General features: G+C 40.7%; 19 protein-coding genes, 1 other RNA gene and 1 pseudogene. 5 read left to right on the top strand and 16 right to left on the bottom strand.

Annotation, left to right across the window (positions count from 1 at the left end; all coding sequences use genetic code 11):
* Window positions 1-181 (bottom strand): annotated as a pseudogene (locus A9267_RS22010) (IS4 family transposase); the annotation flags it as partial.
* A gap of 306 nt (window positions 182-487) precedes the next feature.
* Between A9267_RS22010 and A9267_RS04865 the strand changes: the two are divergent.
* From A9267_RS04865 to secF, 4 genes are all read left to right on the top strand, one after another.
* A complete protein-coding gene (locus A9267_RS04865; protein WP_065108405.1) occupies window positions 488-832 on the top strand; it encodes a cupin domain-containing protein in 345 nt (114 codons plus the stop codon).
* Window positions 833-1013: 181 nt separating this feature from the next.
* On the top strand, window positions 1014-1502 hold the full coding sequence (locus tag A9267_RS04860) for a hypothetical protein (RefSeq protein ID WP_065108404.1): 489 nt from the start codon (window positions 1014-1016) through the stop codon (window positions 1500-1502).
* A gap of 140 nt (window positions 1503-1642) precedes the next feature.
* Window positions 1643-3433: a protein translocase subunit SecD gene (gene secD / locus A9267_RS04855; RefSeq protein ID WP_443018783.1), complete on the top strand. Its 1791-nt coding sequence runs from the start codon at window positions 1643-1645 to the stop codon at window positions 3431-3433.
* Window positions 3434-3501: 68 nt separating this feature from the next.
* Window positions 3502-4362 carry a protein translocase subunit SecF gene (secF, locus tag A9267_RS04850; protein WP_231919046.1) on the top strand — a complete coding sequence of 287 codons (861 nt, stop codon included), beginning with the start codon at window positions 3502-3504 and terminating at the stop codon, window positions 4360-4362.
* An 87-nt stretch (window positions 4363-4449) separates the two neighbouring features.
* On the opposite strand, the gene panP is transcribed toward secF, so the two are convergent.
* The 9 genes from panP to A9267_RS04805 all read right to left on the bottom strand — a co-directional run bounded on the left by panP (window position 4450) and on the right by A9267_RS04805 (window position 18530).
* The gene (gene panP / locus A9267_RS04845) at window positions 4450-6102 is read right to left on the bottom strand and encodes a pyridoxal-dependent aspartate 1-decarboxylase PanP (protein ID WP_055023918.1); all 1653 of its coding nucleotides are present in this window, start codon (window positions 6100-6102) and stop codon (window positions 4450-4452) included.
* Window positions 6103-6232: 130 nt separating this feature from the next.
* Complete coding sequence (locus A9267_RS04840) at window positions 6233-7417, bottom strand: glycerate kinase (RefSeq protein WP_065108402.1); 1185 nt, start codon at window positions 7415-7417, stop codon at window positions 6233-6235.
* Window positions 7418-7480: 63 nt separating this feature from the next.
* Window positions 7481-8839: a GntP family permease gene (locus A9267_RS04835; protein ID WP_055023916.1), complete on the bottom strand. Its 1359-nt coding sequence runs from the start codon at window positions 8837-8839 to the stop codon at window positions 7481-7483.
* Between the two features lie 201 nt (window positions 8840-9040).
* Entirely contained in the window at window positions 9041-10192 is a 1152-nt protein-coding gene (locus A9267_RS04830) for a sugar diacid recognition domain-containing protein (RefSeq protein WP_055023915.1), read from the bottom strand.
* Between the two features lie 19 nt (window positions 10193-10211).
* Complete coding sequence (locus tag A9267_RS04825; protein WP_065107027.1) at window positions 10212-10790, bottom strand: hypothetical protein; 579 nt, start codon at window positions 10788-10790, stop codon at window positions 10212-10214.
* 176 nt (window positions 10791-10966) lie between these two features.
* A complete protein-coding gene (locus tag A9267_RS04820) occupies window positions 10967-13054 on the bottom strand; it encodes an MtrB/PioB family decaheme-associated outer membrane protein (protein WP_065108401.1) in 2088 nt (695 codons plus the stop codon).
* 12 nt (window positions 13055-13066) lie between these two features.
* Window positions 13067-14014 (bottom strand): DmsE family decaheme c-type cytochrome, encoded by a 948-nt coding sequence (locus A9267_RS04815; RefSeq protein ID WP_412550079.1) that lies wholly within the window; start codon window positions 14012-14014, stop codon window positions 13067-13069.
* Between the two features lie 124 nt (window positions 14015-14138).
* Window positions 14139-16121: an OmcA/MtrC family decaheme c-type cytochrome gene (locus A9267_RS04810; protein ID WP_065108399.1), complete on the bottom strand. Its 1983-nt coding sequence runs from the start codon at window positions 16119-16121 to the stop codon at window positions 14139-14141.
* A 276-nt stretch (window positions 16122-16397) separates the two neighbouring features.
* Complete coding sequence (locus A9267_RS04805) at window positions 16398-18530, bottom strand: OmcA/MtrC family decaheme c-type cytochrome (RefSeq protein WP_065108398.1); 2133 nt, start codon at window positions 18528-18530, stop codon at window positions 16398-16400.
* Between the two features lie 714 nt (window positions 18531-19244).
* Here A9267_RS04805 and ffs point away from each other — a divergent pair.
* Window positions 19245-19341: signal recognition particle sRNA small type (gene ffs, locus A9267_RS04800), an RNA gene on the top strand.
* 99 nt (window positions 19342-19440) lie between these two features.
* Here the strand turns inward: ffs and A9267_RS04795 are convergent.
* The 6 genes from A9267_RS04795 to dinG are packed head-to-tail and all read right to left on the bottom strand — an operon-like array spanning window position 19441 to window position 25006.
* Window positions 19441-19767, bottom strand: coding sequence for a late competence development ComFB family protein (locus A9267_RS04795; RefSeq protein ID WP_065108397.1), 327 nt, complete (start codon window positions 19765-19767; stop codon window positions 19441-19443).
* A 39-nt stretch (window positions 19768-19806) separates the two neighbouring features.
* Window positions 19807-20709 carry a histone deacetylase family protein gene (locus A9267_RS04790; protein WP_055023908.1) on the bottom strand — a complete coding sequence of 301 codons (903 nt, stop codon included), beginning with the start codon at window positions 20707-20709 and terminating at the stop codon, window positions 19807-19809.
* Between the two features lie 36 nt (window positions 20710-20745).
* Window positions 20746-21477, bottom strand: a complete 732-nt coding sequence (locus tag A9267_RS04785; protein ID WP_065108396.1) for a DUF2057 domain-containing protein — start codon at window positions 21475-21477, stop codon at window positions 20746-20748.
* 9 nt (window positions 21478-21486) lie between these two features.
* Window positions 21487-22152: a primosomal replication protein gene (locus A9267_RS04780; RefSeq protein ID WP_443018781.1), complete on the bottom strand. Its 666-nt coding sequence runs from the start codon at window positions 22150-22152 to the stop codon at window positions 21487-21489.
* A complete protein-coding gene (locus A9267_RS04775; protein WP_065108394.1) occupies window positions 22149-22922 on the bottom strand; it encodes a sulfite exporter TauE/SafE family protein in 774 nt (257 codons plus the stop codon). The genes A9267_RS04780 and A9267_RS04775 overlap by 4 nt, the downstream gene beginning before the upstream one ends.
* 8 nt (window positions 22923-22930) lie before the next feature.
* Window positions 22931-25006, bottom strand: coding sequence for an ATP-dependent DNA helicase DinG (dinG, locus tag A9267_RS04770; protein WP_065108393.1), 2076 nt, complete (start codon window positions 25004-25006; stop codon window positions 22931-22933).
* Between the last annotated feature and the right edge of the window lie 138 nt (window positions 25007-25144).

Genomic DNA, 25144 nt, shown 5'->3' with positions numbered 1-25144 from the left:
CGCGTTTAATTCGATGTTTTTCGTAGGCTCTGGTATTAATTCCTCGACCGATACTCGTGACGGTCGCAACGTTCCCATTGAGCAAGCTATTCACGCAGGCAATTACTGCATTTTGACGTGTTTTATGCATTTTATAGCTGACAAGCGATATGACTTTGTTCACAATAGAAAGAGCATTCATGGCGTTTAACCTTCATTTGTTTTTGGCAAAAGATTTGATCACCAAACGTCATGAATGTTCCCTTATTTTTTATCTTACTGATTCCGCTATATTATTTGTGGGGATACCTCAGGTTCAAATCCCTATCTCTTAGCCATATTTAGAGAACCCCGCTATTTTGTAGCGGGCTTTTTGCTTTCAAAATTTGGAATTAACGGACTTTGCGTTTTTTATAAATGGCCACATATGTGTTGGATTTTGTATCTTGATTGATTAGGGTAACTATTCAAACCGTTAAGGAACTATCTAACTTATCTAGGAGCAAGTTTGTCAGTTATAAGTCAGCAATCAGCAGAGCATTATATATGGGGAAATAATTGTGATGGTTGGCATCTGGTGAAATCAAAGCAATTAAGTGTTATCCAAGAGCGTGTGCCACCAGGTAGCTTTGAATCTCGGCACTTTCACCAGAAATCAGAGCAGTTTTTTTTCGTTTTATCGGGTATAGCAACGATAGAAGTGGAAGGTGAAGTATTGACTGTTAATCCGTTGCAAGGGGTTCATGTCGGTGCTGGTAAAGCCCACCAATTAAGTAATCAACATAATAGTGAGTTGGTATTCACGGTGACCTCAACGCCACCAAGTCATGGGGATAAGATAGAACAAGGTTAACTGGATAAAACTATTTGTAGAATGAGTCGCTTGTTATTAATTATTATTAACTTTATTTAATTATATGATTTTTATAGTTTATTTCTTCTTTTTCTGAGGGGGAGTCTTATTACTCTAAAAATTGAGTGTTAACTTGTAAGTGATTGCCTATAATCGCTCTACATCATTAAGGAATAGTATCGTGATAACCCGTGGCTTAGCATTTATAGTGTTATTTTTATCGTTGAGTTTATTCTCCACGATGATTGCTGCCGAGGGAAACCCAGCTTCACACGTTTCTGGGCCTTCAATAAGTTATCAAGTTAGCCATATTAATCCCATTGTGAATGATGTCGCTTTACCCACAGAGCTTGAAACCAGCTTTAATCAAACTCACATTGAGCCTGTAAAAGATTTGCCACTTATCAGTGACATTGAGCGCTTTGATTTTCTCAATGATTTTCGCCGAGTCGTGAGTCATGATAACCGCGCAGGTATCGGCGAAAAACCCAATTACTCCCTTCTCATCGCTTTTTTTGAACCGATGATTTTTAATCGCTATATAGCTCCAATCTCAACTCCCAAGTTTGTTAATCACTGGACCAGCCAGCTGAGCTCCGCAATATCCCGTGTTTCCGGTTGGAAAGATGGCAATAGTCTGTATAGCCATAATCATCAACGTCTAGCTTAATTTCTTTGGCTTGAAATCCGATATTTATCGGAACTTTACCGTGCGCTTTTGATTATTGAACCGCGAAGCTCCTTTAAGGAATGCCATGCGTTATCAATAAGCTCGAACAGTGCCTTGTGTTTTGTATTGTCAGAGAATTTATTGTGAACAAAAAACAACATCAACCTCTAAATCGTAATGCGATTTGGAAATATATCGTGCTGAGCGTCAGCATAGTGATTTTATTTTTAAGCGCTTTACCTTCATGGTACGGCGAACAGGCTTCAGTACATATTAAGCACCCTAACCAAACTATTGATGTTCTCGCTGTGTCGAAATATCTCACTCAGGCCGATATAGCAACAACTGCTATCCATCAAACGAATGGACAAACGATTATTGTATTACAAGATGATAATCAACAAGCTAAAGCAAAAGATGTTATGGAGCAGCACCTCATTGAGGGTGAAGTTATTGCACTAGCGATGGAACCTTCAGCGCCAGATTGGCTAACCAACTTAGGCTTTGCGCCAATCAAGTTAGGTTTGGATTTACGTGGTGGAGTGCAATTCTTACTTGATGTGGATATGGAGCCTGTTTATCACGCCCACCGGCAGGTGGTTATGGATGAGTTTCGCGCTAAAGTCAGAGGCTCAACAGGTCGCCATTTCGATGATAGCGTTTATTTAAGTTTTAGGTCGCCAGAAAGCTTACAAGAGGCGATTTCAGTTGCTCGTGAAGAGTTTCCGCAATGGCAAAGAGCAGTCAGTAATAATCAATTAATATTGAGTCAAACCGAAGAAGAAAGAGATGCGTTACGTGCATCTACAGTGCTACAAAATTTACAAATTATGCGCAGTCGAATTGAACATTTAGGGATTACTGAAGCATCGGTACAAAGACAAGGTCAATCAAGAATAAGGATTGAATTACCTGGCGTACAAGACCCAGCTGCAGCTAAGGATGTTATTGGCGCAACGGCATCATTATCATTTCATAGCTTAGTCAGTGAACGCTCACCCGGTGCATTAGTTATTGATGATGAAAATGGTAAGCCTGTTTACCTCAATAGAAACGCTATCTTTGGTGGTGAGCATATTATTGATGCAAGGGCTAGCATTGGTGAGATGGGACTGGCAGAAGTGAATTTAGTGCTCGATTCTGCAGGGGGGAGAAAAATGTCCCATCATWCTCGGGCAAACATTGGCCAGCCTATGGCAACAGTTTATAACGAGTACACACAAGGTCGAGATGGTACTAGCATTAAAAACAGTGAGGTCATTAGTGTTGCAACGATTCAAGCGCAGTTAGGTAGTCGTTTTCAGATCACAGGTAGTGGAAATCTTGCTGAGGCGCAGCAACTTGCCTTGTTGTTAAGTGCAGGCTCGCTAACTGCACCTGTCACCATTGTTGAAGAACGTACCATAGGACCAACTCTTGGAGCTGAAAATGTTAAGAACGGCTTTGCTGCTTTAGCATTAGGTTTGGGATTAACACTGACGTTTATCGCATTATGGTATCGCCGTTTAGGTTGGGTTGCTAATTCAGCATTGTGCATTAACTTAGTCATGTTAGTGGGGTTAATTGCTTTAATTCCTGGCGCAGTACTCACTATGCCAGGTATCGCAGGGTTAGTACTTACTGTAGGTATGGCCGTTGATACCAATGTGCTTATTTTTGAGCGTGTTAGAGACAAAATGAAACAAGGTTACAGTTTTGCTCAATCTATAAACACAGGCTTTGATAGCGCTTTCTCTTCCATTTGGGATGCTAATTTAACCACTATGATTGTTGCTATCGCACTCTATTCGATTGGTAATGGTCCTATTCAAGGTTTTGCACTTACATTGGGATTAGGTCTTCTAACCAGTATGTTCACTGGGATCTTTTTATCTAGAGTCATCATTAATCTTATTTGGGGACGCGATCAGCGTCGTATGGTTAAAATATAATGAAAAAATTAATTGAGAGATTGTCCTTAACGGCACCGACATCAATATTGACCCAATTACGATGCTTTATGACAGGGATATCTTTAATATTATTAGTCGTTTCAATGACGATTATGGGCGTTAAAGGGTTTAACTGGGGGCTCGATTTTACTGGTGGAGTAGTGGCTGAAGTCGCGATTGACCAAACCGTGGCAAGTAGTGAGTTAAAAGCGCATTTAGATAAAGTGCTTAAACAAGATGTGCAAGTGACTCAAGGCGCGCAAGCAGGTCAGTGGACAATCCGATATAACCATGATGAATTACCCGATCTCAGTATTACGCAACAGCTGTTACCAGTCAGTGATTCCGTGCAAGTATACAGCAACAGTGTTGTTGGCCCACAAGTTGGACAAGAAATGGTTGAACAGGGCGGCTTAGCGGTCATTGCATGCTTATTATTAATTATGGTGTATTTGAGTATGCGGTTTGATTGGCGATTGGCATCAGGTGCTTTAATGGCGTTGATCACGGATATTGTTATCGTATTAGGCGTGTTCTCTCTATTTCAATTGGAGTTTAACTTAACGGTATTGGCGGCCTTATTGGCGGTGCTTGGTTACTCATTGAATGACTCAATCATTATTGCTGATAGAGTGAGGGAGTTGATGAGAATGCGCCCAGAATCTAAGACGGCTCCTATTATTGATGACGCTGTTAAAGCAACGTTTTCAAGAACTTTAGTCACATCGGGGACAACATTAGTCACTGTATCAAGCCTTTGGCTTTTAGCTGGCGACAGTTTGCAAGGCTTCTCTGTTGCATTATTCGTCGGGATCGTTTGTGGAACCTGTTCATCTGTGGCATTAGGAGTAACGTTACCACAATGGTTTGGTTTAAAAGCGAGTGATTATATTGTGCGGCCAATAGAGGTTGAAGAAGGCTACACTTAAGGTATTGCGGCGTTAATGTTTAGCGTTTAAAAAACCAGCCGTTTGGCTGGTTTTTTATGAAGACGAATGGAGTGTAACCTATCTTATTTAGGTCACTTTACACAATTCTAGCAAGCGTGGCAGATACTGCTTATCAAGCTGTGCAATATCGCTTTGTTCCGCTAACACGTCTTTTAATATGGTTTCAGTGGTAAGCGGATTAGCTAAAACAACTCTAAATACTGTGGTGTCTTTACGCAGATATTTGGCTGGTTTTATCCGTGTACGTGACACGAATGATTTACCTTGTTCACGTTGATGCTTTTGAATGAATTGGGTTAAGCCATCGAGAAGTTCATTACATGTTGTGACAAACTTAACGTCACCCCGTTCAACGGCATCATCAATAGCTTGTTGTACTGAGTGCGGTACAAATCGATAGGTTAAAATGCACAATTCAGGGTAAGTAATAAGCTCAAAGTCTCTGTGTTCGACAATACAGTCAGCAAAGTAGCGGGCTTTTTCAAGGCTGTTATTGATTAAAATTTCATAGCCGTCACCGCCAATAATTTGCAAGCAGGCATGGACTAACATAGCCATACCAGGTCTTGAGCCTTCAAGGGTTTGACTCCCTAAGTCCTTAGAGCCGACACGTAAAATATATTCAGCGTGATGGGCAATGGCATTGGCAAGTTCCGGGTCTTTAAATAACACCATACCCGCGCCCATAGGGACGTACATTTGTTTATGGGCATCGATTGTGACAGAGTCAGCTTGTTCTATACCATCAAGCAAATAGCGATATTTGTTTGATAATAAACTTGCGCCGCCCCACGCCGCGTCCACATGAAAGTGACAATCAAGTTCTCGTGCTAACTCAGCAAGCTCAGCTAAGGGATCAATATTACCTGTTTCAGTAGTACCCGCTACGCCAACAATTGCCATGACTTTTATATTGTCACTGGCCAGCTGTTTGGCTGTTTGACGCATTTTTGTAACATCAACTTTATTGTCAGCTGTGGTTGGAATACTGATGATATTATCACGACCGATCCCTAACAAATCAGCGGTTTTTCCAATGGAGTAATGGCCGCGTTCAGATACCAGTATGGCGATGTCCTCAAAACCATAATATTTTAAGGCCTTGGGTAAACCTTCACGGTTTATTCCTTTAAAATGTCCATCTGCTTTCAATAATTGGTTGCGTGCAATCCACAGAGCGGTGATATTGGCAACRGTTCCACCAGAACAAAAGGCGCCTAAAGAGTAGTTTGCACTATGCATCCATTGTTCATAAAACGAATCATTTTGGCCAAATATAAGGTGGTGCATCATTCCCAAGACTTGGCGTTCAAGCGGGGTGAAAGCTTTTGAAGTTTCAATTTTGACCAAGTTTTGATTCAGGCCAACCATCATTTTAGACAGTGGCAGTACAAAATATGGCAATGCCGATGTCATATGACCGATAAAGCTCGGGGCAGAGGTATGTACTGAGTGAGCGACCAAGTTTTGCATGATTTCATCAGTATAATCAGAAACAAAGCGTGGGGCATCAGGGATCTGAAATGTCCTGAAGTCTTGTTCAATCAGTGATAAAGGTTTCTCTAAAGCAGCAATGCTTTTACCCAAGAATCCCGCTAAATCTTCAGAGAGCTTTTGTTCAATGATACTTAACGTTGATTCTGCATCTTCTGGTACGGTAAAAATACGTAATAGACTATCTTCAGATGCTTGGGCTTTGCGGTCGTTCTTAGTGGTCATTTAATCGTGCCATCATTTTTATTTTTCAGCCATGAATCACTCTTTTTGAAGGTGATTTCATGGCGATTATGAGGGCTAACTTTACTGCAAGGATTATTTGGCAGCAAGTTTTTGCTTCAAACGGTCGTTTTTATATTGATAGTTTCAAGCTTGCGGCGATATTTTGAGCAGTGTTTACCAAGTTATTATGGGCATTGGCTAAAATATCATCCAGTGGGGATAACGAAGGAATGATTGGAAATATTGCTGTCATGCCCTGAGCCAGAATATCCTCAGCACCTTGACCTAAACACCCAGCAATACCAATCACGGGGATATCTTGTTTTATCGCCTGTTGCATCACGCCCATAGGTGTTTTACCACTGAGGGTTTGACTATCCATTCTGCCTTCACCTGTGATAACAAGATTTGCCTTATCCATTTTTTCAGCTAATTTGACGGCTTGTACGACAATATCAACCCCAGGTTGTAATTTAGCGTCAAGTAATGCCATTACCCCAAATCCCATTCCGCCAGCAGCCCCAGCACCAGGAAATAAGTCTATATCGTTAACTAAGGATAACTGGCTGGTGTTGTTAACGATGGATGCAAAATGTCTCAGGGCATTGTCGAGTTCTGTTACCATTTGAGGCGTCGCCCCTTTTTGCGGGCCAAATATTGCCGAGGCGCCGTTAGGGCCACATAACGGGTTGTCAACATCACACGCCACATCGATTTGGCAATTGCTCAAAAGCGGGTGAACCTCATCAGTATTAATACTTGCCAATTGGGTTAAACCTGCTGCGCCGTAAGTTATAGCATTACCTTGGCTGGTGAGTAAGGTAAAACCAAGTGCTTGCGCCATACCTGCACCACCGTCATTGGTCGCACTGCCACCTAGTCCCAATATTATATGGCGTATGCCACGATCAAGCGCGTCTCGGATCAACTCACCTGTGCCGTAGCTGGTGGTAAGCATCGGATTTCTGTGATCGCGTTTAATATGATGCAACCCTGAAGCCTCTGCCATTTCGATGACTGCTGTCAGTTTTTGGGGAGCGAGATTATCGCTCCCCTCCACTGAATTCTCAGCACCTAAGATACCGTAATGCGCTGATACCGGTTGACCATCTGGCCCTGTAACCTGAAGAGTCACTAATTGCCCGTTAGTTGCGTCAACCATTGCTTGTACAGTACCTTCGCCGCCATCGGCCATTGGTACTTTACAATATTCTGCATCAGGGAAAATTCGTTTAAATCCTTCCTCTATTGCATTAGCAACACCTAATGCACTAAGGCTCTCTTTGAATGAGTCAGGGGCAATGACTATTTTCATAACAATTCTCTTAGGGTTTAGAAAGCCCCACTCAGCAAAGAGCTGAGCGGGACGAAAGGGTATTTATAGAAGAACGAGGCTGAGTAGGTACACTAGGGTCATTGCGGTAAGACCTTGTACTAGAGTTGCCATTGTTTGTGCTCGATAAGCTTGTTTAACACTCATGCGGCTAAATTGCGTAACAACCCAGAAAAAGCTGTCGTTAGCATGTGACACTGTCATTGCACCTGCACCAATCGCCATCACTGTGAGTACTCGTCCCATATCACTCGCTAAGCCAATATCGCCTAATAACGGAGCGACAAGCGCTGAAGTAGCAACCAAGGCAACAGTCGATGAGCCTTGTGCTGATTTAAGTGCTGCAGCGACAATGAATGGCATGAAAATACCGACACCAAGTGCCGATAAGCTACTGCCAAGGTATGTACCAATTTCAGTGGCTTTAAGAACGGCGCCGAAAGCACCGCCTGCACCAGTAATTAACAAAATAGGAGCGGCTACGACTAAGCCTTGGCTAATACGTTCGCTGAACTCTTTCACTTTATCAGTGCTTTTTAGTAGCGGAATGGCTAACAACAAACCAATCATAAGTGCATTAACGGGTTGGCCCAAGAACATTAAAATATCAAATAAGCTCTCTTTACCTAATGGTGCCGACGGGAAGTTGGCTATTGAACCTAAGCAAATCAGCAGTATCGGCACAAAGATTGGTGCAAAGGCTTTAGCTGGGCTTGGCAGTTCGCCATAACTGCTTTTTAGCGCTTCATAATCTTCTAATTTGTCATTAAGCTCTTCTGCACCTTCGCCATCGGGTTGCTCGTTTGCGAAGCGGTTTGCCCATAATGTTCCGGCAAGTGCGGCAATAGCGGCAATAAACACCCCGACAGCAATCACAAGCCCGAGCTGGTTTTCTAGCCCGAGGTTACCGGCTGCAGCGATAGGACCTGGTGTAGGTGGCACAAAAGTATGGGTTGCGTATAAACCTGTAGCTAAAGCTACGCTCATTGATACACTCGATACCTTCATGCGGTTTGCCATAGATTGTTTTAATGAATTTAAAATGACAAAACCTGAATCACAAAATACTGGGATCGAGACAATATAACCAATAATGGACATGGTTAATGTTGGAAAGCGTTTTCCAAGCACTTTAATGACTACGTCAGCCATGGTGATGGCAGCGCCGCTTTTTTCAAGAATAGTACCGATAATAGTACCTAGCACGATAACGAGGCCAATATAGCCTAATATGCCACCAAAGCCTGTGGTGATAGTTTTAGCAATGTCTGCACTTGGCAAACCATAAGCAAAGGCTGCTAAAAAAGAAGCTAAAATTAGTGTTAAAAAAGGGTGTAATTTAAATTTAGATGTCGCAATAACAATAAATGCAATTACGCCAATTAATATCAAGATCATGCTCATTGATAACTACTCTATTTAGGGTATTAAGATATGTTGTTTTTGTAGGCGTATTATTGAAAAAATGATATCTATTTGCTTTGTGCTATTTCACAGAATTAATATGCATACAGGGTATTTGTTTGTGCAGGTGCACAGGTTGTGAGCTGTGATCGGTTATTTTGATGACTTTTGATTGTTTCAGCTGAAGAAAACTATCATGGTTTAGGCCTGAAACATGATTTGCCCAAGATATAGATTAAGCAAATGCTGAAATTCTTGTAAGTTTGTTCCAGTTATTTGCTGAATTTTATCCAGTCTATATCTCAATGTGTTGCGATGAATAAACAGCACTTCAGCACAACGTTTATGATCGCCAATATGTTGAATGTAAACCGCTAAGGTTTTTTGTAATACGCCATTTTTGTCTGCATGGACGAGTTTTAAATAAGGTGCTGCTAGGGCGTCACCACGCCAATGTTGTTTCAGTCCGGTAAAGATGACTTGCAGTGCGTAATCTTCATATAAGTATTTATTTTTCTCTGGGTTAAGACTTTTGCCAATGGCAAGGGTTTCTTTCGCGGTTCGATAGGATTTTGCTATTCCTTCTACACCACCGAAGAAATGCCCTAAAGCAATGTTGAGCTTTAGCTCCATGTTGGCGGGGATACGTTGCAATAACTTATCGATACGATGGCTTTCGAGCGCTGGATCCCATTGGCGACCATCTAAAAAGGCAGGCTTCAAAATGACTAATTGATTGAGTGAAGTCATTGCAATCAAGTTATTTCTGTCGGGATACTGCAGTAAATGCACCATTTGCTTTAGTGCTTGGTTATTATGAACCTGCTGCTGGTTTACAGATTCAATTTCGATAATGGCGACAACACGCTCTTCTTTTACGTCAATACTAAGTTGATGTCCCCAGTGAGTTAACTGATCAACGTCCTTTTCTTCGGCGCGAATGAGTTGCAAAATGAATTCTTCTTTTTGTCTATTTTGCCACTGTAGTTGATCTTGTAGATTGGCTTGTTCGACAATCATTTCTGCTGTCATTTTCAGTAGTTCGCCATACTGAGCTAACTCTGATGGGTTGCCGGTAATGCCTATCACGCCGACAATTTGCCCTTGATAATGTAGGGGAAGATTTAGCCCTGATTTAACCCCATGTAAACTTGGGGCAATCTCTTGATTAATTTCTACATTACGATTTTGGCTTATTGCCAATAACGCACCTTCATGGACAGCGCCAATTCGCTCATTTGTCCCCGATCCTAGAATAACCCCTTGAGCATTCATCACATTGATATTATGGCCAATGATTTTCATGGTTCTGTTTACAATTTTATTGGCGATAGCACTGTCAATTACATACATGGGTTACTCACAAATTGGATTAGGCTGCGATTTGATTAACGAATTGAAATAACCAGTAAATCAATAAACCGTAACTGGTAATTAATGTCAATAATGTCGCAAATTTGGCAATAGGTGGTGTTTGCGATTGTTTCAAAGCAATGTGGCAAAGCGCGATTGAAAATAGACTAATCGGCGCCACAATAATACTTAAAGGCAAAATGATGATGGCACCGCTAAGCAGAATCAATGCAGAAAAGCGTGAAGGAGGGCGTTTGTTGGTTAATGGTAAAGGTATTAAAGCAGCACCAATCGATAGTAATACAACGCCAAAGTAGAGAATAAACTGCGCAAAACTCTGATATTGATTAATAAAACCTATCAATGCAATGAGAGGAATAATAACCGAGACGGTTACATGTTTATGGCTAAAGCTGGACTGGACATATTGGCCAGAAAAGTAGCAGCAGGTTTGCACAACGGCATTAATGGTCACAAAAGCCATAAGTGCGATAAATACCAATAAGCTGTTGTTGGCCATGGTTGTTGTGGATGCAAACGCTGGTGCAGACAATAACAATAATGGCAAACTCGAAATGATTAGGGACTTTTTAAGCATGGTAATGTGTCTATATGTTCTCATTCCTCAGATTTTAATCAACAATGAGTAGAATAGCTTTTGTTAATTTAGCAATCGTGAGTTATTTATCGTTAAATGAGAATGTGAGCACAAAAGTAAATAGATAAAACAAAAAAGCCTGCTAAATAGCAGGCTTTTTTTAATCGTGTTATCGCTTACAACTTGTAGTTGACGCTTAACATAATCATGTGAGCAGTGTAATCGTGACTGTTGCTTCCAAAGGTCATGACATTCCAAATGTTATCAGGAGCGATATCATTTGCTGCATCATTATCTAGGTACTTTTCAATTTTATAATCAAGACGTAAAGCCATTTTCTCAGTAGCTTGGTATTGACCATATAAATTAACGTTATGCACTTTTGCAAAGTAATCACCGTAGTCTCCAGTCACACCTTGGCGTACTTGAGTATTACTGTCTGATTCTGAGTAAGTGTAATCTAGACCTAAACGTAGACGGCTATCCATTAAGTTGTTGTAACTTAGGTTAGCACCAACAACGTCAACGGTGTCTTCGATGTCAGCTTGCCAAGTAGGGCCAGAGAACGTGCTACTGCCAGATTGTTGTGACTCAATAACCTKATGGTTATAGAATGCATTTAGCATAACGTCTTTGTTAAACATGTAGTTTACATTAACGTCGTAACTGGTGTCTTTTGACTCAGTTAACCCAATCTCGGTATCAGTGTAGTCATCTAATGCGTAACGAACACCTAAATCAATTGTTAATGCATCGATTGGTGTATGGCTAACACGAGCTTCAACCATGCTACGATCACGATCTGCTAAATAATATTTACGTAGTAAGTCGTTATTTTCTGAAGAGGTCCATTCAGAAGCTTGGTAATCAGAGCCATCTCGACTTCCGAAACTACCTTTTACCCACATGTCCCAGTTTTCAAAACTGTTTAAGCGGTAACGAGCCCAAATAGTGCTTTCTTCAGTGACTTCACGCTCTGAGTAACTGCGCTCATCACGTTTATAATCAACACCACCGTCTAACTTCATACCACGGTTAATGCGATAGTCAGCACCAATTTTTGCACGGTGAGTTGTTTGATCATAAGGGGTGTTATAAGCGACTTGGCCGTTAACATCATTAATGCTGATTTGAGTCCACTCTTCAATATTCGTGTTGTTTTCACGGTCAGAGTAGTCGTAACTACCCGATACTCGAACAGAGCGGTTAACGCGGCTGACTGCTTTTAATGTCATCCCGGTTAAATCAACTTTAGCATCAACAGATTCAGTTGGCACACTATAGCCATAACCAGACGTTACCACGTCTTGATCTTGGCTCATTTGACCGAACATCAAGCGACCGCTAACAGCAGTACCATTTTCAGTGTATTGACCTAGCAGCGACACGATATGTGATTCGTTATCAGGATCAAGTGCCATATAGCCACGAGTCTGAGCACCAAAAGTCGGATTAAACGCATTATCGTAGCTTAATTCAGCATTATCATTTTTAAAGATAGAGCCATCGTAGTTTAAGCTTGTGAACCAGTTTTTACCGCTAAATTTGATACCAGCATTGATGGTATCAGTTGTGTAGTCAACAGGCTCTGCAATCATCATTGACTGATTGAAGAAGCTACCTGAAGCTGTCTTAGTGCCGGTTTTTTCTTCACGTTGATAATTAACGTAAGTGGTTAACATTGATTCAGTTTGATATTCAAAACCAAGGCCTGCACGTTCGCGTTTCAGTGAAAGCTCGAATGGGTTAAGGCTACTATATAGCTCTGACATACCGTCAGTTGAACCTGCAGTGACCCAGTTATCTGGTAATGTGAGGTCTGAACCGCCAATACCTTGATACGGAGACATAACAGTGTTTGAGCTGTAAGTGGCTAATGAGCGGTAATTTAGGTTGAAGTTGTACTGGCCTAATTTACCAATATTTACATCCAAACGGCCATTATCTAAGCCAAGATCTGTAGCTTCAACTTTCGCTCTATAACCCGATTCTCCGATGTAATTTACATCAGCATCTAATTTAGGCGCGATTTCATTGTCACTACCAAAAGCATTAGCTGAGTGAATATCATCTTCACTGTTATAACCAACGCCAACGCCAACACTACCAGTAACACCCGTTTCTACAGCACAACCTTTACAGACCCATTTATCAAATTTAACTTTATCTGTATTGGCATTGCCGACACCGTAACCATCTGCTGCCATTGCAAATCCAGCATTGGCAACTAACGCTAAGGTGATAATATTCAGTTTAAATTTCATAGTCGTACATCCTTAACGCTGAAGTAATTTGCCAGAAGGGTGGTTTGAACCATGTACTTGGCTATGACAATTTAAGCAACTGCGGCCACCAGTAAAGGCATTATCACCAACATTAGAACCCATACCTGTGTTCCCTAAATATGCATTGCTAGCATGGCCATCGCTGGCATGACATTGCTGACATAGTTGTGGAGCACGAGTTTTTAGCATTCCTTCGTTTACGCTGCCATGTGGATTATGACAAGTGACACAATTTTCTGTCACTGGAGCATGTTCCCATAGTTTAGGGCCGCGTTTTTCAGCGTGACATGAGTAACAGGTCTCGTTCACACTTGGTTTAACCAAGTCTGAATCAGCCATGCTGCCATGTGGATTATGACAATCACTACATGTCATTTGATTCCATTTCATTGGATGACTAGAGCGTTTGTTCATGTCAGTTTTTTGCTTGGTATGACAACTAGTACACACTTCCATTTCTGTCTTTTTATCCAGAATAGGGTCGTTAGCAGTGTGAACACTGTGACAAGATGCACAAGCAACATCAGCATTGTCGTGATGGCTGGTATTCCAAGACATACGTTCGTCATCTAAATGACAACCCATACAAACACTGTTTTGTTTTTCAGGAGATAACGTTGAGTCTGGGCCAAATGCAATAACAGGTTCATTACCGCCACGGTTATGTTTACCCATTGGGCCGTGACATGCTTCACATTGAAGACCTGCCATTGGGCTTTTTGAAGAGTCAATTGCACCGTGAACGCCTTTAAATAGGTCCATCACTTTTTCAGAGCGTCTATGACACATTAAGCAAGAGTCAGCCCCTTTTGGTGAGTAACTCCCTTCTTCGAACTTTTTGTCTAATACAGCTTCGACTTCTTCAGGTGTCATTTTGGCATCCCATTTCGACGCATAGGCCGAATGAGACATCCCAAGAGATAGCAGTGCAATTGCCATAAAGGTTGGGATTAAAGAGTTTAATTTCATTTTAATTTTCATAGTAAGGCTTCCCAATCTATCCATGATGTAGATGTATTTATAGTTGTAAAAGGGAGAAGCGAGCTTCTCCCTGATATTACAATTACATGTTCACCGCAGTGTGATCGAAGATAGTTGGCTTATGACATCCCATACAGAACTCAAGTTGAGCTGAAGCATTGGCATCATCGTAAGAACCATTTACAACAGCGCCTTGGCCTTCTGCGTGAGCTTTAATTTCATCGAAGCCATGACAAGAAGCACAAGTGGCTGTGATTGGCGTTGTGTATTCGCCAGCTGAAGTGGCTAATGCACCTTTCTGTTTGAATGCATCAAGATTGAAGTCATTATGACATTGCGCACAATCACTGATGATACCTTCCTCGCCATGAACACTATGAAGTTTCATTTCAAGTGCACCTTGATTACCACCTGAAGCGTATGTGCCATCAGGAGTATGACAAGTCACACAACCATCAACGCCAACTACAACTTCACCTTCAGCATTTTCACGACCTAATTGTTCAGTCATAACAAAACCTGCATGGTAACCTTTGTGAATTTCAAATGTTTCACCGTGACAGTTTTCACAGGTATTAAAAGCGACTGAATCAGTATGACGCATGCTTGGAGCTTCGCCTGAGAAAGTGCCAAATACTAAGTCTGCTTTCATACTTGTTGTAGCAATATCTTCACCACAATCAACCGCCTCAGTACCGTCGTTACACATTTCTAAACCAACGAAAGTAAATGCAGTGTCAGTATCTTGGATGCCAGCAGGTGAGTACTCATCAAACGGAAGGGCAGGTAGGGTGTATTGTAATGCACCTGCTTCTACAGAAACATTTTCACCTAATTCACCATTTCTAACCAAGTCGTAAGCGACTTTTGCTTGTCCGTTTCCTGGGCTTGCGTTGTAACCCATGATTGGGAAGTTTGGACCCACGTTAGTGATAGTCTCAATACGTTGGATTTTGCTTACGAGAGTTGATGCATCAATTGCAGTACCCGCAGCGTCAGTAATCGTGACAGACAGTGTGGCTGTTTTGTCTGAATTAACGATTAATGAAGATGTCATGCCGTACATATCAATGAAGGCTTTTTTCTGTACGAAATCGCCAGTGTGAATCTCTTCTGTCCAGCTAGCGTTATGACATGCGATACAGTTTGAGTTATCAGACTGTTGTGAATGACCTTCACCTGCTTTGAAGTCAATGTTCGTGTGACAACTTGTACATGTTTCCATTGTTGGAATACGTGTCCAGTTACCCCATTCAGTTAACTCTTCTGATTCAATGTGACATGTTTGGCAGTTATCTTGAACGATAGCGTGTGCTGTTTCAGCAGTGTAATCGTTCTTACCCCATACTTTGTTTGAGTTATGTACGTTATGTACTAAATGAGCGAAAGCAACTTCAGGTTTACCGCGTCCGTCTGCCCATTCTTGGGTATGACAAGTAATACACGTTTCAACCGTAGTGGCTTTGTGATAAATCTTTTCGCCTTCAGCGTGACATGCTGCACACGCTTCGTGAGACACGATATTTTTAGTGTATAGCGCTTCGTAACCTTCACCGTCGAAATCAGCAACAATTTCACTGACCGGTACTTCTGTAACACCGTCTAATAACGTTGAAGCTTCAGCAACAACATTAAAACGTTGAGTTAATTCTGAATTGAATGTATCTGTATCGAAGCTTTCGAAAGTGAAGTCGTAGCTACCATTTTTGTTATCAACAAAAGTAGAGGTTGAGCCAAGCTTCTGCCAGTTCGCGCTGTTTCCTGCGCCGCTAGCGCCTGCAGGGATAAGCTGAGCTGCATTTTCAATTGAAAAGTCTTTTAATCCGACTACTGCTTCATCATCTTCATTAGTCGCATAAACTTTAACTGTAGGGATATTGTCGGCATAAGTCACTGACAGCACTTCTAAATTAAGCTGTTCAATTGCTTCTGCTGGTGTTCCACCAGGAAGACCAGGGTTGCCATCTTTACCATCATCACCGTCACTGCCACAGCCTGTTAAGGCTACGCTGACTGCACTTGCTACAAGCATTAGTGCTATTTTTGAATTTTTTTTGTTCATCATTTGTCCCTGCGTATTAAGACATTGCTTAAATTTGACTTGGCTTATTTAGTGCCTAGATACATAGTCTTTTGAGTCAATTCAGCTTTTTGGGTTTTAAATTCATCACTTACAAGGTTAATCCACAACAAGATAAAAATCTTTAAATCTAGACTGATACTGTGAAGCAGATCGGTCTATTTATAAAGAGGTATAATATTTGTCGTTCTAACTCGCTTTAAATCAGTAAAAAGCAAAAAGAGCCGCACATTGGCGACTCTTTATTTTGCTAATTAACCTTTACTGTCCACCCCAATTAGAGTGTGCTTCAAGGATTTGTCCATCGTTATGACAAGTTGAACATGTTTCAACCACATTCAATGCATCATAGTCAGCTTCTGGAACACCTAATGAATCAATCGTACCGACAACACCGCCATTAGTTTCAACGTGTTGGATAGTTGATTCGCTTAAACCATATGGAGGTACGTGACAACTAACACAAGCTGCAGTTTGTGGAGATACAACGAGCAATCCATTGTCATCTTTACCAAATGCAACTGGTGTAGATTCAGCAGTGATGTTTTGGATAGAGAATCCATCTTCACCATGACATGCCTGACATTCAGTTTTCTTGAAGAATAACGAACCGCTTGAGTCATAAACGTAATGCTTCGAGTGAACTTTAAATGCTAGGTTAGAAGATTCACCACCTGATGTTGCACGGGTACCATTATGACAAGAAGCACAGCCATCAATGTCATTGGTATAACGGTGAGTGATTTCAGTCGTGTGACATTGCTGACAATCTGCCATTTCTGCATGTTGCATACGTGGTGATTCTTCAACAACTGTACCATCTAAGTTGAAGTAGTAAGTGTCAGAGGTTACGTAAGGAGCACTCTGATCACCAGCATCTAAATCTTCTTCGTTACAGTACTCGATGACGCCTCTGTGAGAACAAACATGAAGTTGACTGCTTAGTACGATAGTTGAACCTGCATCAATCAATGTTGCGATATCAAAGCTATCAGCACTGACCGTAGAGGTAATAGAACCATCCGCTTCTTCAACAAAGGTGTCGTAACCTACTTTTTGGTAGTTCACTAAGAAGTCATCAGTTAATACACCATTAATGACGATAGCACTGTTGAATCCACCATATTGGTATGGGCGAGGATCAATTTGGTTAATCGCAACTAATTCTTCACCATTTTTCACTGTGAAGTTTACTTTAATTTCTGATTCATCATCGGCAACAGTCATAGAGTTGAATTCAACTTTGAGTGTTGTTGCTAAGAAATTACTGTTTAACGCGTAATGGGCTTCATTTGCTCCACGAGCGCGTTCGCCGTCTTTATGACAAGTTAAACAGTTATTGCCTTGTTGATGTGAAGCAGGAACACCGGCAGCTTCAGCTGCAGGGCTCGGGCTATGACAGCTCCAACATGCAGTGGTATCAACATCAGCTTTCCAGCTATCAGTTAAGTTAAACTCTTCATTTGGATTATGACAAGTTAAACAGTTTGATGTCATTTGTGGGTAAACACCCGCGTCAGAGAAGTTAGCTTCAGTATGGATACTGTGAACCATACCTTTGATTGAACCATCGTATTCATACGCTTCACCAATTGCATTACCTTCGCTATCGGTATCCTGTTTGCTATAGCTGTTGTAATCAGTGTGACAGAAAGAACATGCTTCTTCTGTATTATGTTTACTGCCATGCATTGATAATTCACCAGCTTGATCAGCACGGTGACAGGTTTGACAATCTGAATTTGCAAGAATTTGTAGTGGTTTTTCAACTTCTACATCAGTTGCAGGTACCCAATAGAAGAAACTATTGTTAACTAACGTTTGTGATTCGTTGTTGGTTGTTTTGATAGACATGTAAACGCCGTTGGTTGCGTCTGCCATGTAGTCGTATTTATCTAGAGTGTCGATTGCTTTATCAATTGTAATTGAATAGCTACCATCTTTATTGTCAACGAAGCAATCTTCACATTCACTTTTACTACCGTCAAAGTAGCTAGAGCCTGTGAAGTAACCATCGCCTTTGTCTTTATTGAAGTAACTTAACCAAATTTGTCTATCGACACTTGGATTAACAATTTCGTCTTCACCTGGTTCATTTGCAGAACCAACTCGTCCGAAAGATATCGTGGCGATATCAGCAAGTGTTAGGCCTGTAAGAGCAACACCGTTTGCATCAGCTAATTTAAAATCAACAGTTAGAAATTGATTTTCATCAACGCTTGCTGTGGTAATTGTACTCGTTAACGCTGAAACAGAACCAACTGGTTTGCCTACAACACCGTCTTCACCATCACTACCGTCGGTACCGTCACTGCCACAACCGGATAAAGCGAAGGCTATTAAGCCAGCACTAAATACCGCTTTAGCAGTAGTATTGAAATTGAATTTTTTCATCATTGTTCCCTGCAAGAGATTTTTATTCGTACTTGATTCTTCATCATAAAATCAAGTGTATGGATATTATCCAAGCTTTTAATAAGCCTCTTTATTTTATTCACTTAGTTCTATAATCACTGTGATTAAGATCTTAGTATGCCTAAAGAGGTATTTTGAAATCTGCAATTTGCAAGTTGGCATATTGAAAATGTTATGCCGGCGGGAGTGTTATTGCTCATCCGTTGCAATATTGTAGTTTTTCAGTGTTTTATTAAGCTGTTAGGAATATTCAATTTCAGTAAGCATAACGAATAAATCCATTATTCAATGTACCATCACATACATTACTTACATCTAAAATTGCCATTACTAATAATAGGTCTTTTAGTTAAAAAATGTATGCATAATCAGGTGATTTTTGGCTGATTTTAATGGTCAACTACAAGCTTTTTAAGGAAATTGTGATGTAGATCTCGTATTTGTTGCGCGATTAATAATGAGCGGCCAAATCAATAGACTTTTGAAATGAATTTAGTATTGAAATTTAAAGTTATTGCATAAACATGCATTTACCTTAGTTGTGATAAATTATGTGCAAATTGGGCAATGATTGTGCAAACAGTCATGTTCATATCAAATGAGCCATAATTTCGCTTGATCATGGCAGGGGCTTAGGGGATAATCCTGCCGTTCACATTAAAAGAAGCGTTTAATGTGAAATCTATGGTGACCTTAGGGTCCCCTCGCAATGATAACTTGTGAACTCGGCCAGGCCCGGAAGGGAGCAACCGCAGCAGGTGACTCATGTGCCGAGGTGTGGCTCTAGGGGAACCTCCAAATCCTCTCTTTATTATCTTTCTTTATTACGTTTTATCTTTTACTAGTCAGTTTGTAATCGGTTTTTAATATTTGTATTTATTAACATCAATTATGTGTTTTCTAGGCTTGGTAAGGCTGCAACTTTAGCTTTTGCTTCAGCCTCTTCTTCGGCTAAACGTCTTTTTAAGTTCGATTTTAAAAATTCTCTAGACTTCTCTAATGCGGCCTGTATTTCTTTTTTCATATTTTGAAGTTCATTATAATCTTCAAAAAAATACGTATCGACTAGATGTCTGATATAGCGAACAGGCAACTGATTTAACGTCACGCAGCATAAGTCGGCAAGGTATTCTTCTGGCAGTTCCTCCATTAACCCTTCATCTCTTAATATTTCCATTAATAAGACTTCATAATAATTGCGAATATCAACCTGCATAATTTACTCCGATGGCGCTACTTTTATATCAGTTTGCAACTAGATTGAGTTGGCTGCAATAAAAAGTTGGCTATGGCGTTGGGTTAATTCAGTTTCATCGCGGCTATAACCACCACCGATAACTGCCGCGATTGGGATTTGAGCCTTTTTTGCTGTAGATAAAATTATTGTATCTCTAGCTAAAATTCCAGCGGTTGAAATGTTGAGATAGCCTAGATCATCGTTAATGTGGATATCTACGCCTGCATCATAAAGGATTAAATCTGGTTGATGGATATTAATAAGGTAGGGAACAACTTCTGTTATTGTCTCGATAAATTGATCATCACTGGTATATTTGTGAAATTCAACATCGTGATCTGATTTTGCTTTTCGCGCAGGGAAGTTTTTAAGGCAATGAAATGAGCAAGTAACAATATTAGTATTATTACTGGCTAATGTGGCAGTGCCGTCTCCTTGGTGTACATCACAGTCAATGATTAACACTTTACTGGCTTTACCTGAATTGATCATAGTCGATGCGGCTAATATCAAATCGTTGAAAATACAGAAGCCACTACCGAAATCTTGGTGGGCATGATGGTAACCACCACTTAAGTGTAAAGCGACGCCATTTTCGATTGCCAATTTCGCGCAAAGTACAGTGCCATTAACTGCATGTAAGGTTCTGTCTACTAATGATTCACTCCAAGGGAAACCAATCCGCCTCATTTGTTTTGTATCGAGTGTGTTAGCTAAAAAGCCATCTACATAATCGGGATCATGAACTTGTTTTAGTTGGTCTATGCAAATTTTAGTAGGAGAGTGAAAGTCTTTTGTATTGGCTATACCGCTTGAAATTAAATATTGCTGCAATAATTGATATTTCGTGGTTGGAAAACGGTGCGCACTCGGTAACACCAGCTTAGAGTAGCTGGTGTGATAAACAAGTGGTATGCCCAAATGTAAAACCGAAAGCGCGGTGGGGATGAAGAAAAATTATAGCTGTTTAATCGCCCAGCTCATAAATTCTTTACGAGTTTCTTCATCAGCTTGAAGCCACCAATATTGAAGCATTTGCTCAGGATGTGTTCCTGTTTGGCTATTGGCGTTAACTTTTGCACTGCTTGTTTTAGTCGTGTTAACTTCATTTGCACTAGCCGCTACAGCAGGTGCTGTTGCTGCAACAGTCGCACTAGGTGCAACTTTAGCGACAGGTAAAGATTTTGTATTACTATCCGTTGCTGAAGCAGACAAGGTATCAATATCTTCGCCTTGATTACCGTTGAACAAATTGGAAATAAAACTACTCTCTTTATAATCTGTTTGAGTTACTGTATACGATACTGCACCGTTATCTTTTCGAGAAATAACGACTTGAGGGTCTTTGGCAAAGGCTTTAGGCTTTTTGACATAGTCGCCGTCGATAGGCTTTAACTGATACTCGTAATCGCCATCAACCTTGATATCGATAATAAATGGTGAAGATTTAATAAAACTTTGGCTATCACTGAAATCATCATCAACCATATCATGATAACGAATTGCAATTTTGTGCTGGCCGTTATCTAACTCAAGGTTAGTTTTATGCGAGAACATATTGGTATCAATTTCTTTGCCGTCTAAAGCAAGATATTCAAAAGACATAGGAATGGAGAGATTTGCTGCAATAACAGAAGTTGAAGTGACAAAAGCCAGTAATGTCGCACTCAGCGGCAGTGTAAATTTCATTGTTGCTCCTTAACGATTTGTATTTCGATGCGGTCGTTCAAACATTTGAATCCTATCTTCAATATAGCTAATTGCTTGACGGCACTTTCCTAATCTGCGGTGCAGAGAAAGGATTTCATTTTGTATCGTGATTTTGTCAGCACTGTGACAGTTTGCAAGCTTAGTTTCCATTTCTGCAATTTTTTGTTCAAAAGTTGTAGCCCAATTCAAATGTTTATTAAGCTCTTGGTAAATCTGGTGGCTATTTTTCATCACATTGTTAGCTATCCATGCAAATCCACTGTCGGCATGTTGCTGCTGTTGCTTCTTCGCATACCTAGCACGGTTGTTGGCACGTTTTTGTTCAGCTGTTTTTACATTAATATTGGTCGTCACTAAAGCTCGACGTAATGCAGTAAAGCGGTCTTGTATTCTTTGGCAACTTAACTCGATAATTTTGATGTCTAATTTTAGAGAAAGTTGCTTTTCTAATTGAACAATATCTTTTTTAAGTTGTTGGATACAGGGTGTGAGCTGAGCACCTTGCTGAATAAATAATTGCGAATTAAATCTTTCAATGTCTTGCAGCATTTTCTTCTGTTGTGAAGGCAATTGCTGGTCATGATTTAACGCATCTCGTTCAAGTGTATTGAGCTGCTGCTTTAATTGATGAATTAGTTGATTTGTATTTCTCATAACCATGCTGTCCAAGCAAGATTAGCTGCAATTGCTAGTACGACGATAATAAAGAGTGGTTTGACAAAGGGAATTCCGAATCGTATTGCTGATTTGGCGCCAATGAATGAGCCCGCCATCATACACACTCCCATCCATAGACCCAGTATCCAGTCAACTTCACCTAAAAGGGCAAAAATAATGAGTGCAGTGACATTACTGACAAACGTCATGACCCTAGCAAGGGCGCAACTGTTTAATAAAGGTAGCTTGTGCAGCCTGATACTGCTAACTGTCCAAAAGGCACCAATGCCAGGACCAGCAAAACCATCGTAGCAACCTAGTAGAGTCCCTTGAGCTGCTTGTTTCGTTTTACACGGCGATTGGGTGGGCGCAACAGAGATATTATCTCCCATTGCTTTTGGGCTGAGTAAGGTATAAAACGCGATGCTGATGATAACCAATGGAAGAATTTTTTCGAGCCAAGCGGCGTCGATTAAATAAACTAAAATGCTGCCTAATACAGCACCTATAAAAGTGGTAATAAAGGCGGTTCGCCAAAATCTAAGTTTGATGAGCTGCTGCTTATAATAAGTATATCCAGCGGTCAATGAGCCGAAACATGCTGCCAGCTTATTTGTGCCTAAGGCTAAATGAGGCGGAATGCCCATAGTCAGTAGTGCAGGAATTGATAACAATCCACCACCTCCTACTACGGCATCAATAAAGCCAGCGACTAATCCAATAACAGCCAAAAACGCCCAATGGCTAGGATCTAACAGAAATTCCAAATAAATACCTATTCTATAACTTTACGAAATGGCGGAAGGGCATCAAGTAATGATTTACCATAACGCTTAGTAATAAGACGCCTATCTAAAATGGTGACGCGACCATAATCATCTTCTTTACGGAGTAATCTACCACAACTTTGAATCAATTTGCGTGATGCATCTGGAATGGTGAGCTGTAAAAATGGATTACCACCTTTACTCTTAATGTATTCTGCATGCGCTTGTTCAACTGGTGAAGTTGGCACTGCAAAGGGTAATTTGGTAATAATCAGATTGGTAAGGTAATCACCGGGTAAATCTAACCCTTCTGAAAAACTTCCTGTACCGAAAATAATACTTGGCTTACCTTGGTCACAGCGGAGCTTGTGTTGCTCTAAAATTTGTTGCCTTGGCATGGTTCCTTGCACAAACAGCTGGTCTTTGGCTATTTTACCATTGACCTTATCTGTTACTTTTTCCATTTGCCAATATGAGGCAAACAGTACTAATGTCGCCATTTCATCTTCTACGAGTGCGATAACTTGTTCTGCTAGTTCATCTGTAAAAGCATCTTCAGTGGGCTCATTTTCCATTTGTGGAATAAACAATGTCGCATTATTTTGATAATCAAAGGGTGATAACAAGGCTAAAAAACGACTACCATCATTTAGGGACAACCCGACTTGGTGAGCGAAATGATTGAAATTATTTAAGGCTCTTAATGTTGCGCTACACAATATAACGCCTGCCGCTTTTTGCCAGAGCATATGCTCAAGCATAAAACCGACCTCAATTGGAGAGGCACAAAATAGGTAATCTTGTTGCTTACCGGTAATGAGTTCTGCCCAGCGAGCCATTGGCGCCCCTTTTTTGGAATCCTCTTTTGCTAGCATTTTCCAGAGTTTTGCGAGGTTTTCTAATCTTTGCAGTATAAAGCCGGCCTCTGATAAAGCAGCTTCTGATTGATGCTTTGGTAGTTCACCATCTTTGATAGCTTCATTCAGTACACTTTGGATCTTGGTAAATTGTTTTACTGCAAGATTTGATGTAGTTGCTAAGTTTTCTGCTTGTATTAGTAAAGACTCTGGAAGCTTGCCATTTTCGAATCGTAAACGCGTTTCTGGGTTGGCAAAAAGTTTAGGCTGTGTGTCGCAAAAATGGGCAACTTGATTAAGCTGAGTCACTAAATCGTCAATGTGATCGAGCATTGCTTGCACAGGGGCAATAATATGTGTGGTTTTAAGTTGATTTTGAAGTTTGGAGCAGGTCTTTGACGCTTTTTCAAGCCAATCACTTGCCCCCCTCAATGTTGCTTGAGCACTTGAAAAATCTCTTGCTACCGTCGGCAAGTGATGAGCCTCATCGATGACATAAAACATGTCTTCAGGTTCTGGCAAAATCACGCCACCGCCTAACTCTAGATCGGCAAACAGCAAACTGTGATTAACAATAAGTACATCCCAGGTCTCGACATCTTCACGAGCTTTATGAAAAGGGCAGTGATGATGGCTCGACATTTGGCGATGACAACTGTGCTTATCACAGCAAATTTGCTGCCATAAAAAGTCAGGAATAGGCTTTTTTAATGTATCAATCTCGCCGTTCCACTTATTGTCGTTAAAATCTTGATGTAGGGCTTTGAGGAGATTTATTTGACTTTGATCTGGTTTAGTTTGCCACATTGCCATCTGAGATGTGTCTTCAGGACCTATCATGGCAGCGAGTTTAGCTAAACATACGTAACGCTGGCGGCCTTTAACTAAACCGAATTTAAAATCAACGCCAGATTGTTGCAAAAAGAAAGGTAAATCCTTATGCAATAACTGCTCCTGCAAGGCTACTGTTGCTGTCGCGATACAGACCTTTTTCTTACTTGCCAAAGCTAATGGAATCGTACCGAGAATATAAGAAAGGGATTTACCAATACCGGTTCCTGCTTCACAAACCATAATGCGTCGTTGTTTATCATAGTCACCAGCTAGGGTTTTTGATATTTCTGCCACCATAAAGTTTTGCTCTCTGCGAGAACGAAAATTTGGCATCGCAGTCGCAATATCTTTATAGATAGTGCGGATCTGGGTTTTGATATGATCCGTTAGCATGTAGGGTCCATTAGCAATCTTTACTTACTAATTCTGTATTAGCTGTTATATGCTGTACATAATAACAGTGATTTTAGTTGTTCGAAATATATAATCTAGCTAAAAGCTAAGCGAAGACTTTTAGCGACAGGATTCAAA

Origin of the sequence: Shewanella sp. UCD-FRSSP16_17, assembly GCF_001675935.1 — a bacterium.
Lineage (GTDB): Bacteria > Pseudomonadota > Gammaproteobacteria > Enterobacterales > Shewanellaceae > Shewanella > Shewanella japonica.
This window is presented reverse-complemented; position numbering and strand designations above follow the sequence as displayed.

Coding starts and splice junctions, on each gene's coding strand:
- secF (WP_231919046.1), top strand. CDS start 3,502: ATGACAGGGATATCTTTAATATTATTAGTCGTTTCAATGACGATTATG.
- A9267_RS04840 (WP_065108402.1), bottom strand. CDS start 7,417: ATGAAAATAGTCATTGCCCCTGACTCATTCAAAGAGAGCCTTAGTGCA.
- A9267_RS04835 (WP_055023916.1), bottom strand. CDS start 8,839: ATGAGCATGATCTTGATATTAATTGGCGTAATTGCATTTATTGTTATT.
- A9267_RS04830 (WP_055023915.1), bottom strand. CDS start 10,192: ATGTATGTAATTGACAGTGCTATCGCCAATAAAATTGTAAACAGAACC.
- A9267_RS04825 (WP_065107027.1), bottom strand. CDS start 10,790: ATGCTTAAAAAGTCCCTAATCATTTCGAGTTTGCCATTATTGTTATTG.
- A9267_RS04815 (WP_412550079.1), bottom strand. CDS start 14,014: ATGGCAATTGCACTGCTATCTCTTGGGATGTCTCATTCGGCCTATGCG.
- A9267_RS04810 (WP_065108399.1), bottom strand. CDS start 16,121: ATGATGAACAAAAAAAATTCAAAAATAGCACTAATGCTTGTAGCAAGT.
- A9267_RS04805 (WP_065108398.1), bottom strand. CDS start 18,530: ATGAAAAAATTCAATTTCAATACTACTGCTAAAGCGGTATTTAGTGCT.
- A9267_RS04795 (WP_065108397.1), bottom strand. CDS start 19,767: ATGCAGGTTGATATTCGCAATTATTATGAAGTCTTATTAATGGAAATA.
- A9267_RS04785 (WP_065108396.1), bottom strand. CDS start 21,477: ATGAAATTTACACTGCCGCTGAGTGCGACATTACTGGCTTTTGTCACT.
- A9267_RS04780 (WP_443018781.1), bottom strand. CDS start 22,152: ATGAGAAATACAAATCAACTAATTCATCAATTAAAGCAGCAGCTCAAT.
- dinG (WP_065108393.1), bottom strand. CDS start 25,006: ATGCTAACGGATCATATCAAAACCCAGATCCGCACTATCTATAAAGAT.